Origin of the sequence: Planotetraspora sp. GP83, assembly GCF_041262585.1 — a bacterium.
In the GTDB taxonomy this organism is placed as follows: domain Bacteria; phylum Actinomycetota; class Actinomycetes; order Streptosporangiales; family Streptosporangiaceae; genus JAOEGB01.
In genome coordinates, this window is record NZ_JBGCBZ010000004.1 from 1 (window position 1) to 11,389 (window position 11,389).

General features: G+C 66.3%; 9 protein-coding genes and 1 pseudogene. 7 read left to right on the forward strand and 3 right to left on the reverse strand.

From position 1 onward, the window contains the following. Positions 1–744 (forward strand): BTAD domain-containing putative transcriptional regulator (locus ABH927_RS06700; RefSeq protein WP_370019065.1); only part of this gene is annotated, 744 nt, incomplete at its 5' end. Positions 745–920: 176 nt separating this feature from the next. Here ABH927_RS06700 and ABH927_RS06705 read toward each other — a convergent pair. Next, positions 921–2,294, reverse strand: a complete 1,374-nt coding sequence (locus ABH927_RS06705) for an IS1380 family transposase (protein WP_370019067.1) — start codon at positions 2,292–2,294, stop codon at positions 921–923. Between the two features lie 158 nt (positions 2,295–2,452). Between ABH927_RS06705 and ABH927_RS06710 the strand changes: the two are divergent. From ABH927_RS06710 to ABH927_RS06720, 3 genes and pseudogenes are all read left to right on the forward strand, one after another. After that, positions 2,453–2,797 (forward strand): annotated as a pseudogene (locus ABH927_RS06710) (transposase); the annotation flags it as partial. A gap of 82 nt (positions 2,798–2,879) precedes the next feature. After that, positions 2,880–3,269, forward strand: a complete 390-nt coding sequence (locus ABH927_RS06715; RefSeq protein WP_370019069.1) for a transposase — start codon at positions 2,880–2,882, stop codon at positions 3,267–3,269. A 987-nt stretch (positions 3,270–4,256) separates the two neighbouring features. Further along, the gene (locus ABH927_RS06720; protein ID WP_370019071.1) at positions 4,257–4,658 is read left to right on the forward strand and encodes a helix-turn-helix domain-containing protein; all 402 of its coding nucleotides are present in this window, start codon (positions 4,257–4,259) and stop codon (positions 4,656–4,658) included. Positions 4,659–4,945: 287 nt separating this feature from the next. Here the strand turns inward: ABH927_RS06720 and ABH927_RS06725 are convergent, their stop codons facing one another. Together ABH927_RS06725 and ABH927_RS06730 are read right to left on the reverse strand one after the other, a co-directional pair. Further along, positions 4,946–5,152, reverse strand: a complete 207-nt coding sequence (locus tag ABH927_RS06725) for a cold-shock protein (RefSeq protein ID WP_370019072.1) — start codon at positions 5,150–5,152, stop codon at positions 4,946–4,948. Between the two features lie 677 nt (positions 5,153–5,829). Next, on the reverse strand, positions 5,830–6,930 hold the full coding sequence (locus tag ABH927_RS06730; protein ID WP_370019074.1) for an integrase core domain-containing protein: 1,101 nt from the start codon (positions 6,928–6,930) through the stop codon (positions 5,830–5,832). A gap of 609 nt (positions 6,931–7,539) precedes the next feature. On the opposite strand from ABH927_RS06730, the gene ABH927_RS06740 reads away from it, so the two are divergent. The 3 genes from ABH927_RS06740 to ABH927_RS06750 all read left to right on the forward strand — a co-directional run bounded on the left by ABH927_RS06740 (position 7,540) and on the right by ABH927_RS06750 (position 11,384). Then, the gene (locus ABH927_RS06740; protein WP_370019076.1) at positions 7,540–8,130 is read left to right on the forward strand and encodes an HAD family hydrolase; all 591 of its coding nucleotides are present in this window, start codon (positions 7,540–7,542) and stop codon (positions 8,128–8,130) included. Positions 8,131–9,564: 1,434 nt separating this feature from the next. Next, on the forward strand, positions 9,565–10,536 hold the full coding sequence (locus ABH927_RS06745; RefSeq protein WP_370019078.1) for an ATP-binding cassette domain-containing protein: 972 nt from the start codon (positions 9,565–9,567) through the stop codon (positions 10,534–10,536). Next, positions 10,533–11,384 carry an ABC transporter permease gene (locus ABH927_RS06750; protein ID WP_370019080.1) on the forward strand — a complete coding sequence of 284 codons (852 nt, stop codon included), beginning with the start codon at positions 10,533–10,535 and terminating at the stop codon, positions 11,382–11,384. The genes ABH927_RS06745 and ABH927_RS06750 overlap by 4 nt, the downstream gene beginning before the upstream one ends. Positions 11,385–11,389 lie beyond the last annotated feature (5 nt).

Consider the following 11,389-nt stretch of genomic DNA (forward strand, 5'->3'; position numbering starts at 1 on the left):
GGGACGCCCGTCTCCAGCGGGCAACTTATCGAGCGGCTGTGGCATGGCCATCCTCCGGCGTCAGCCCGGAGTAACCTCAACACCTACCTTGCGCGACTCCGACGTCTCCTCCCGGACACGCGACTCCGCACCACACCCAGCGGCTACGTGCTCGCCATCTCAGACAGCGAAGTGGACGCTGCGATCTTCAGACGCTGGGCCGCCGAGGCCGCCGACGCAAGTCGAAGGGGCCAACACTCAAACGCGATAAATGCGTTCGAGCAGGCGCTGGCATTATGGCGTGGCAATCCGCTTGAAGGGATCGAGTTCGATAGCGACATGGCCGCTTGGGCAGAACCATTGCACGAACAACATCGTACGGTGACCGAAGATCTCTTCGACGTACGGCTCACACTCGGTAGGCACGCAGAGATCATCGGTGGACTCCGATCCTGGATCGAGAAACACCCGCTGCGCGAGCGCCCACACACTCAACTCATGCTCGCGCTCCACCGAGACGGCCGTCAGCCCGAAGCACTCTACGTTTACGAGCAACTCCGCCGCCGTCTCATCGAACAATTCGGCGCCGAACCCACCACAGCGGCACAGGACCTCCACAGCCGAATTCTGAGCTCCGACCCCAACCTTGATCTATTGACGACCAATCAGATCGTCCAAAGAATTCGGCAAGCTCTCCTCACTGTCGGCCTGGAGCATTCCCCCCGCTCTGATCCCCGTTATCTCTCGGAGTCGGACCTCAACTGAACACCGCCGCCGCTAGCCTTGATCTTTCGCGATCTTCGTTTGGTCGGCTGAGCTGTTCGGCTGGGAGATGAATTCGCCGTCGTGGCCAGCCCGGGGGCCCGGCTGTCGCGCCGGGTGGGCGGGTTCCACGGGCCCGAGGGTGTCCTTTCCTGGTCGGTGGGGCGGCTTTGTGCTGGTCAGATTGGTGCGGGCAATGTTTGTAGCCGGGTGATGGCGGTGGTGAGCTGGTCGGCCCAGGGCCAGCAGGCGGCGATGCGCAGCCGTAGCCGCCGTCCGCCGCGGACCAGCCGTCCAGCCACGGCGAACAGGCGTAGCCGCAGCCGTTTGGGCTCGTACCGGCGGGCCGGTCCGTCCAGGGCGAGCATCTGCATCCATGTGAGGAGTTCGCAGGCCAGCGCGACGATCTCCACCCAGACCTGATTCTGGGCGAAGTCGTGCAGGGGCAAGTTGGTCAGGCCGGTGTCCTTGGCGGCACGGATGCGGTCTTCGCAGCGGGCCCGGCGGCGGTGGCGTAACTCCAGGTCGGCGAGCTGACCGCGTCTGGTGTTGGTGACGAAGCAGGTGAAGCGGTGCCCGTCGATGTCGGTGAAGCGCAGTTGCGCGCCTGGGTGCGGGCGCTCCTTGCGCACGATGAGGCGCATTCCCTTTGGCCAGGAGTTCAGGTCGAGCATGCCGGTGAGCTCGGCGACCCACGCGCCCGGCCGCGCTTGGCCGTCGGCGTCGTAGGCGGGCGACCAGGCATCTGAGGGCAGGGCCAGGATCGCGGTCCCGATGTCGTCGGTGAGGGTGAACCCGACGGAGTAGGCGAGCCGGCGGCCGGGTTTGGTGAGCCAGGACAGGAACTCGTGGGTGCCGCCGCCGGAGTCGGTGCGGATCAGCACCTGCCGTCGGCGGTGCTTGGGGAGCTGGGCCAAGGCGGCAGCGCCGGCGTCGATGTGGTCGGCGGCGGTGTTGGACCCGGCGTTGCCCGGGCGGAGCATGATGGCCAGCGGCTCGCCGGAACCCCCGGCTCCGTGGGCGGCGAAGACCGTCATTGGGTGAAACCCGAAGGTCTTCTTCCAGGTCGGCGTGGCCTGCTGCTTGTCGGAGTGGGCGATGACAATGGTCGCGTCGATATCGATCGGGATCAGTTCGCCGTCGGCGCCCGGTGCGCTCTTCCCGGCCAGAGCCCAGGCCCGCTGGCGGGCGGTGGCGCGGGCGGCGCGGATGGCCTTCAGCGCGCGGGCGGGATCGGAGGCCAGACGGTCGATCAGGCGGGAGACGGTGGGGTCGGAGGCGACGGGGCCGAACAGGTCGGGCTGGGCGCGCAGCATCGCGATGTCGGCCAGGCAGTCCCCGCCCAACGCCAACGTGATGGCAAGGTCGGCGATGACCTTGCCCGGATCGTGGACGGCCCGGGATGGCCGCCACCGTTCCAATTGCCCTGATAGCGCCTTGTCCAGGCCGGTGACCCGAATCGTCTCCAACAGCAGCAGCCCACCGGCCTGCGAGAGGAGTCCTGAGCCGTCGGCGGACGCCACGATCTTGCGGTGGGAGGCGATAGTCTTCACGTGAAAAGTGCCTTCTGAACTGGCGCGGATTGGACCTTAGACAAGCCCTATCCTCCCAGCTCAAAGGCACTTTTCTCATGTTAACGATCAAGCTGACACAAATTCACCGCGAAAGCCGCAGGCTAGGCCGCTCAATCCGAGGCCGACCTGGGCGTGCCGAGTACATGGGCGACATCACTTATCTCCCGCTCGGCGACGGGGACTTCCTCTTCCTGGCCACCGTGCTGGACTGTTTCAGCCGCCGGGTGGTGGGCTGGTCGATCGCCGACCACATGCGCACCGACCTGGTCGCCGACGCGCTGACGATGGCCGCGGCGACCCGGGGCGGCCTGGCAGGATCGATCTTTCACAGCGATCACGGGTCGCAATACACCTCCAAGGACTACGCCGCCCTGTGCCGCCGACTGGGCGTCACCCAGTCCATGGGAGCCGTCGGGACCAGCGCCGACAACGCCGCCTGCGAAAGCTTCCACGCCTCCCTCAAACGCGAGACGCTCCGGGGTGAGCCAACCCGAGTTTCGTGAAGGCCCTGAAACCAGCACGATCTTGTAGCACGATCGGCTGGGGAAGGGAGAAGCCACCACGATGGCTGCACACCGCCAATACCCCGATGAACTCCGCGAACGCGCTGTCCGGCTTGTCCGGGAAAGCGGTTGCCCGATGGCGCAGATCGCCCGTGATCTGGGCGTGCACCGTGAGGCGTTGCGCGGTTGGGTCGCCAGGCCGAGGCCGATGACGGCAGCCGCCCCGAGCAGCTGTCCACCGCCGAACGGGAGGAGATCAAGGCGCTACGCAGGGAGAACGCGGAGCTGCATAGGGCCAACGACATCCTCAAAGCGGCCTCGGCTTTTTCGCCGCGGAGCTCGACCGTCCCCGGACGAGGCAGTCGCAGTGATCGATCACCTGCGCGACCGCTTCGGGGTCGGGCCCGTCTGCCGGGTCCTGGATCTACCGCCGCCGTCAGCGCGTCACTGATCAGCTCGGTCCGCAGGTGGTCGGCGAGCTCGCCGGCCGCCCGAGCGACGATGAAGTCCTCATGCAGGCCGATCGAGACGGTGAAGCGCTCAGCGGAACCGCTGTCCACGTCCATGGCCCATCATCCTTAGCCCTCTGCCAGATGCCACGCCACTCCGGCGGGGCCGGCGGGTGGTGTGGCGTGGCGGCGGATGAACAGACGAAGCCGGGAGCGCCCGTCGGGGTGGTCAAGCAGGACCTGATCTCACGACCGCCTGGCCAGCCACAGGCCGTACCCGCGTGATGGTCGAGCTGGGGGTGGGCGACGGCATGGGGTCAGGTTACTTCACGGAAGGGCCATTTCCTGAACAGAATCGGCACCACACCTCCGCGCTGGGGCGCATGCCCTGGGGATCCCTCATCGACCGCACCGGGGGTCAGAGAGATTTGGAATGAGGTCCGGCGTTAGTGGTGTTCCCGCTGGTCAACGGCGCCGCCGGAAGGCTGCCGTGCCTGACATCGAAAATCTGTGTTCGCCGCAGTAGACATTTGTGACCGCTGAGGCTAGTGTTTCGCACATCGCAAGGAACGGATCGACCGGGCGGCGGAAGTACTGGCACCACGATGAACTGCCCGGAGCAAGATGAAGTGGAAGGTTGATGGCAGAAGGTCGGATGTGACGGGCCAGTGCAGTGGTTAGGGGCCCTGATCGTGGACGCGCTGCCGCAGGTGAAGTTGGACAGTGGTCCGGAAGATAGAGATGAAGGGAGTGTTGAACGCCATCGGGATCGCCCGTTGCCGGCTGAGTCTCGCCGCTCGGGTACCGCAGTTCCACAGATAGGCAGGTGGTCTCCGGTCACGCATCCGCGATCCCCGCATCACCGCCGCTCAGTACGGCGGATGCGGACGACAGTGAGCCGGCCAGATGGCCGGTAGATGGTGTTGAACTCTTCGGGGCCCCGGCGCGACAGGCGCCGGGGCCCCCTGTGCGCGTCATGGAAGGAATGTATGGATCAACGTCGCTCGGCTGCCGAGGGTGACACGCTCGCTCACGGCAGGATTGCGGACACGGCCGGATCCAGCGCTGGATTCAGGGCCGAAGACCGGTTCGAGGATCGGTTCGACGACGAGGACTACCCCGCCTACAGCATGGGCGCGGCCGCGGAGATGCTCGGTGTAAGCCCAACGTTCCTGCGGGCTCTGGGCGCCGCCAAACTGATCGAGCCGAAACGCTCCAGCGGCGGCCACCGCCGCTACTCCCGCTACCAACTGCGCCTGGCAGCCCGCGCCCGGGAACTCGTCGATCAGGGCACACCTGTGGAAGCCGCCTGCCGGATCATCATCTTGGAAGACCAGCTCGCCGAGGCGCTGCGCATCAACAACGCGCGCGACCGCCCGGCCGGACACTAGCACCGGCGGTGAGAAGACCCGGCAGCGCGAAGCTGACCGGGTCTTGGTGTGCAGCTTGGCGACCTGGTCGCGCTTGTTGTCGCTGGCCTCGCATCTCCCGGGATTCATGCCTTCTACCAGGCGTGATGACGTTTCACACGCTGTCGATTACTGGTATTTAGAAGCTGTGCGGCTGTGGTTGACATCCCGTGCCGCCGATTCTCGTGCGGGCGGCGATACAGCAGCCGGAAACGAATCAGGGCCCGCAACCCGTGAAGGTGCGAGCCCTGATTCGTGGCGCTATTTTGTCAGGCGGCAACGATGTTTTCGGCCTGCGGGCCCTTCTGGCCCTGGGTGACATCAAAGGCCACCTTCTGGCCATCGCGCAGCTCGCGGTAGCCGCCCTGAGAGACGATGTTGGAGTAGTGCGCGAAGACGTCGGCGCCGCCGCCGTCCTGCTCGATGAAGCCGAAGCCCTTTTCCGCGTTGAACCACTTCACGGTGCCAGAAGCCATGTTGATCTCCTCTTGATAGGTGCAAAGCCGAAATCCGCATTGCGCGAATTCCGCGTCGCCGCGATAGGCCCACACCCGGAGAAGACCGGCAAACAAAAATGCACCTGACGCTACATACCGTCAGGCGCACACAAGTTCATCATGGGTACCACAACTGCAACTACGTCTAACCTAGCACACGTGCAGGCGTGATACGCCTGCCCCGACGCTATCCGCCTGGATGAGTCGCGTTCCGCGCGGCGCCGCACCCCCGCCCACGCCGTCACCCGCGCCTGCCGCGCGTCCGCCTGCGCCGAGGCCGCCCAGGCGCTGGTCAGGAGGGCCCCGTCACGGGTGCGCGTTACCTGCCGATCCGGCCTCTGGCGGCCCTCCAAGTAGATGATCGTGTCCAGCAGCGTCGCAAGCTGACGGGATGGGCCGTGCCTGCGCAACGTCGTGGCCGTGGCCTGCATCCCGTACCGGGCCAGGTCCACCATCCGCCGATGCGGCACTTCTGGCGGCAGCGGCATCGACCCCAGACCGACCCTGAAAATCTCCGCGGCGCGTTCCAGCGCCTTCTCCAGGTTCTTGCCCGACGGCACCGCCGGACCCTTGCGCCGCTGCTCCAAGTCCGAGGTCCGCCTGCCCTCCGGGACATGCAGCAGCAGTGCGCCTGCCGAAAACTCCGTCCATGCAGTTCAAGCGGCATGTGAGTACTCGTGGAGGACCCCGCCGAGCCGGTCTCTTCGGCGTATCTCCAGGTCGGCGATTCGCTCCGGATTCGTGATCGGATCCGGGACGGTACGCAGCGGAGCCGCTTGGGCCAAGGCTTGATGGGCGCGGTGCTGGTTGTAGAACCGTTCATACTCGCGCAGGGCGTGCCGCAGGTGGCGTTCGTTCCACAGTAAGCAGCGGTCGAGCAGTTCGCGGCGGCACGACTGCACCCATCGCTCCATGATCGCGTTCATCCGCGGCATCCGGATCCCGGTGAGCACGGTCTGCAGGCCGGTCTCGGCCAGGATCTCATCCATGAGGGCGGGGAATTTTCCATCCCGGTCCCTGATCAGATAACGGGCCCGGCATCCCGCGTCCTCCAGGTCCATCACGAGATTCTTCATCGCCTGGGTGACCCAGCTCTCGGTCGGGTGGGCGGTGGTGCCGAGCACGCGGACGCGCCTGCTGGCGTGCTCGATGACGGCCAGGATGTACTGGCGCTGCCCGCTGAGGGTGACGGTCTCGATGAAATCGCAGGCCAGCAGCGCGTCGGCTTGAGAGCGCAGGAAATCGGCCCACGTCCTGGACGCCCGCTCAGGAGCCGGATCAAGACCTTCCTGTTTGAGGATCTCCCAAACCGTGGACGGAGCCACCTTGATGCCGAGCGTGGCGAGCTCGCCGTGCACCCGCCGATATCCCCAGGACGGGTTCTCACGGACCAGGCGCAGAATGAGCGCGCGGATGAAGCGGACGGTTGGCGGGCGCCCAGGCCGCCTCGGCCGGCAGGTGCGGGCATGACGCCGTCTCAGCAGATCGCGGTGCCAGCGCAGGACGGTATCCGGCCGGATGAGAAGCCGTAGCCGGCGCAGGACCTCGCGGGGCAGCGATGTCAGAAGGGCAGCGAGGAAGGCTCGGTCCTCGGGTGCGAATCTAACCCGGGTGTCGGCGCCGAGCTGCCGTTCAAGGACGGTGATCTGGTGGCGCAGCGCAAGGATCTCGACGTCTTTGTCCCGATCAGCCATCGGTAGCAACCGCAGCACGGCGAAGGCGTTCGTAACGGTCAGATAGGCCAGGCGGAGGAGCACGACCGATCATCATGCCGCACGTGTATCCCCCTGATGGCCGAAACTCACACACCACGCGAAGCCCTACAAGGCCATGACCTGGGCGGATGAAATTATCGGCAGGCGCAGTGTCCCAGCAGCGCCATCAGCGCCTGCAACGAGACTCCGGCGTTCACCAAAGCGGTGGCGTAGGTGTGCCGGAGTTAGTGAGAGGTGACGTGACCGAGCCCGGCCTCCTAGGCGGCGCGATCGAGTGCGCGCACCGCCTGTTGGCCGAGGCGGCGTCCGTGATGGGTGAACAAGAACTGAGCCGGCGGTTCGCAATCGCCGCCGAACCCCTGATCTCAGGCCAACGCTGCCCGTGACAGTGCCCGGGCCACACCCGCCCGCTACATGCTGCGGATCGGTGTCCCCGCCAGCGGCCCGGCTCACCCCATGCGCACGGAACGCCGACCGCACATCCTCAAGCCGAGCACCAGCCAGCGCGGGCGGCCGGCCGCGGTAGCGTCCTTCAGCCTCCGCCGCGGCGATCCCCTCGGCGGTCAGCTCGTTCTGCAGGTCGCGCTGGGACTGCACGATAGGCCTGGGCTGAGCGGGTGCTGGTCAAAAGTCTCCCTATAAAATAGCTCGGTGATCTTGAGTCTTCCCCCCGGTGAGTTCGGCGCCTACCTCTTCGACTGCGACGGGACCATAGCCGATTCCATGCCGCTGCGCTTTCTCGCTTGGCAGCAGGCGTTGAGCGAGTGGGGATGTGAGCTCTCCGAGGAACTGTTCTACGCGTGGGGCGGTCGGACGGTGGTCGACATCATCACCGACCTCAATACAAGCCAGGGGCTGGCCATGCCGGTGCTGGCCGTCGCTCGCCGCGGTGAGGAGCTCTGCCAGGAGATGCTGCCCAAGCTGACCGCAGTGCCCGGCGTGCTCGAGCACATCGAAGCAGAATTCGGACGCATCCCGTTCGCTGTCGTATCTGGTAGCAGTCGTGAGTCGGTGACGGCTACGCTGACCGCCCTGACACTGCTCGACAAGTTCGAGGTGATGGTCTGCGCCGGCGAGTATCCACGGGCTAAACCCGCCCCGGACCCGTTTCTGCTAGCAGCCCAGCAGTTGGGTGTCGACCCGAAGCACTGCTTGGTCTTTGAGGACGCCGACAACGGGATCCGGGCTGCTCAGGCCGCTGGCATGGCCTGGGTCCGCGTTCCCCCGCGAGGGCGACGCTGACCCGACCGTAGAGCCAGAGCCGATGACCGGCCTCATCTCCGACGGGAAGCAACAGAACGTGCCCTCAACGTGACCAGCCACGGCGGCGGATCCCTCGACGCTCCCGCCACGCCGCACCGCGCCGAGCAGTACTCCGCATCCGACCGTCTCTGCAGCGTGATCCACCACGTCCTGCCGCGCAGCGGGCATGTTTCGGACGCCGGTTGAGCCCCAGCGCCTGGACATCCGCCAGCGCGGCATCAAACTCCTCACGCCGCCGCCGCCGCATCGCCCGCCAGCTCTCCGACCGGCACGCGGCAGTGCAGAACCTTCGCGACGACCTCGAACCCTCTCCGGCAAGGCCTACCGCACTGCGCACAGACCCGGGCGGGCCGCGGATCCAGCCCGACTGGGAGGATCGGTATGCCCGCCGGATCGAGTTGTCGCGGATGCCAGCCGGGGACCCGGCCGAGACAGGGACCCCGCGCTGCGACGCGTGGGACCAACCTGGAGATCTTGCGTGCTCAAGCTACGGGGATCTTGGCATGCGACTTCTTCCACTGCGACACCGTGCTGTTCAAACGCCTGTATTGCCTGGTCGTCATGGAGATCGGCGCCCGCCGCGTGCACGTCCCCGGCGTCACCGAGCATCCGACCGGGCCGTGGGTTGCGCAGCAGGCCAGGAACCTGGTGATCGAACTGGGGACAGGGTGGAGGGGTTCAGGTTCCTCATCCGCGATCGGGATACGAAGTTCACCACGATGTTCGACAAAGTGTTCACGGCCGACGGCATCCGCATCCTCAAGTCGCCACCTCGGGCTCCGCGGGCCAACGCGTTCGCCGAGCGATGGGTGCGGACCGCACGGTCGGAGTGCACTGACCGGATGCTGATTTCGGTGAACGTCATCTCGGTACTGTGCTGCGCGAGTATGCCGAGCATTACACCGGCACAGGCCGCACCGCTCGCTGGGCCTTCGAGCTCCGATGGAGGATGCCGACATGATCTCGCTTCCGGCCGGCCGAATCGAGCGCCGTCCAGTCCTCGGCGGACTGATTAGCGAGTATGAGCGAGCTGGCTGACCAACGAGGCACCCGGCCGTTAACGCGCAGGTCAGCATCTTAGGCCGAGTTTTGACACCCTCACGCTCTAGAGAACGCCCAGTTCAAGCCCTATGTGACGCGTTTTGAAGCAGTACACGTGGCCCGCACCGGGATCCTTCCTGTGTCGATCACCGGTGACTGGCAGCGGGTACAGAGTTGAGGCCGCTCCCTTTCGGGCTGCCGATTCATGGTCACGCGACGCGGCAAGGCAGACATGCCGTAGTGGAGAAGGTCACCGGAGCCGGTGAAACCGCCAGGTCAGGGATGAAACCAGCGTGAAGCCGCGATGAAGCCGACAACGCAGAAGCTCTCCTCGGACGCCGGGAGGTACCCGGCGGAGAGAGGAGACGCGTCATGGCGGACCTCAGTGCCGTCCGGGCCGAGAGTCTGGTCAAGAACTTCGGAGACTTCCGGGCCGTGGACGGAATCGACCTTCACGTACGGCAAGGTGAGATCTTCGGAGTCCTGGGCCCCAACGGAGCGGGCAAGACCACCACGCTCCGAATGCTCGCCACCCTGCTCCCGATCGACGGCGGCCACGCGGAGATCTTCGGCGTCGACGTCCGACGGGAACCCCACCGCATCCGGCAACTGGTAGGCGTCACCGGTCAGTACGCCTCGGTAGACGAGGACCTGACCGCTCGGGAGAACCTTTGGCTGTTCGCCCGTTTACAAGGCCTGACCAGCGCCCGAGCCAAGACCATCGCCGGTGACCTACTCGAACGTTTCGGCCTCCAGGAGGCGGCCGACCGCCCCCTATCCCAGTTCAGCGGTGGCATGCGCCGCCGCCTGGACCTCGCGTCCAGCCTGATCACCCGCCCACCCCTGATCTTCCTGGACGAGCCCACAACCGGCCTCGACCCAAGAACCCGGGGCCAGATGTGGGACACCATCCGCGAGTTGGTCACCGACGGCTCCACGATCCTCCTTACCACCCAATACCTAGACGAAGCCGACCAACTGGCCGACCGCGTAGCCGTAATCGACCGAGGCCGAAAGGTCGCCGAAGATACCCCCGACGCCCTGAAGACCCAGGTCGGCGACTCAAGTCTGCAGCTCAGCCTCGCGGACGGCTCCGACACCGCCCTAGCCGCGGACGTCGTCCGCCGACTGCTGGGCGAGGAACCGGTCCTGACCCCGGAATCAGGACGCATGAACATCCCCCTTCCCGACCCCAACCGGGCCGCGGACGTCCTGATCAGCCTGCGGGAAGCGGGTCTCGGCATCTCCTCGGTGAGCGTCGCCAAGCCGACGCTGGACGAGGTCTTCCTTGCGCTGACCGGCCACGGCGCCGACGACGAACCCCAGATAGAGGCGGCCCGATGACCACTACGAGCACCATGACCCCGACCACCCTCAACCCTCAGCGCGTCGACCCGTCCGCCGTGGTCGCCCGCACCACGTCCCGCAGCTCGGTCCAGGAGTCCTGGGTCCAGATCCTGGCGATGGCATGGCGAGCCGTGAAGAAGATGCGCCGCAAGCCCGAGCAGTTCTTCGACGTCCTCATCCAGCCCCTGCTGTTCACGGCGATGTTCGCGTTCATCTTCGGCGGCGCGATCTCCGGCAGCGTGTCGGACTACCTCCCGGTACTGATCCCCGGCATCCTCGCCCAGACGGCCCTGACCGTCTGCATGGCGACAGGCGTGCAGCTGCGCGAAGACATGGACAAGGGGGTCTTCGACCGCTTCAAGTCCCTGCCGATCGCGAGGATCGCCCCTCTAGCCGGCCCGATGATCGCCGACCTGATCCGTTACGGCATCGCGTCGGTGCTGACGCTCGTCACCGGCCTGGTCATCGGTTACCGCCCCGGCGGCGGCGTGCTCGGCTGCGTCGGCGGCGTCGCGCTCACCGTGATCGCGGGCTGGTCGCTGGCGTGGATCTTCACCTGGCTGGGCACGATGGCGCGTTCCGCGCAGAGCGTCCAGGGCATCTCGATGATGATCATGTTCCCGCTCACCTTCCTGTCCAACGCCTTCGTCCCCGCCGAGACGCTGCCCGGCTGGCTGGAGGCGTTCGTGAAGGTCAACCCGGTTTCGCACGTCGTCTCCGCGGTGCGCGACCTGTTCAACGACGGGGCCGTGACGGCCGAGGTCGGCTGGGCGCTCATCGGCTGCGTGGTCGTCGTCGCGGTGTTCGCCCCGCTGGCGGTCCGCTCGTACTCCCGCAAGATGTAGACGGT